Genomic DNA, 341 nt, shown 5'->3' on the forward strand with positions numbered 1-341 from the left:
GGCAGCGAGTTAGTTGCGGATGCGGACAGCACCATCGTGGCGAGCGTGAGTGGCACCGATGAAGCGGGCAACCCGTTCACGGCGACGACCGAAACCAGCGGAGACAACAAAGACGGTGGTTACGAGGTTGATACGGGTATCAGCAAACCGACCATCGATCTGGTTGCGTCGAGCGACAGCGGCAAAGAAGACGCTCACGGCAGCGACACAGACAACCTGACCAACGATACGACGCCAAGCTTCACGTTCGGCAACATCGATGATGATGTTGAGAAAGTGGAAGTGTTCAACGGCACGACCTTGATTGGTGAAGCGGTTAAAGTTGAGGGCGTGTGGACCTT

1 protein-coding gene is annotated in these 341 nt (G+C 56.3%); it reads left to right on the forward strand.

Annotation, left to right across the window (positions count from 1 at the left end):
- Nucleotides 1-341, forward strand: a 341-nt coding sequence (locus ACO0K4_RS19610) for an Ig-like domain-containing protein (RefSeq protein WP_422958342.1), incomplete at both ends; no start/stop codon positions are given.

Origin of the sequence: Undibacterium sp. RuTC16W (assembly GCF_049339445.1) — a bacterium.
Classification (GTDB): domain Bacteria; phylum Pseudomonadota; class Gammaproteobacteria; order Burkholderiales; family Burkholderiaceae_D; genus Undibacterium.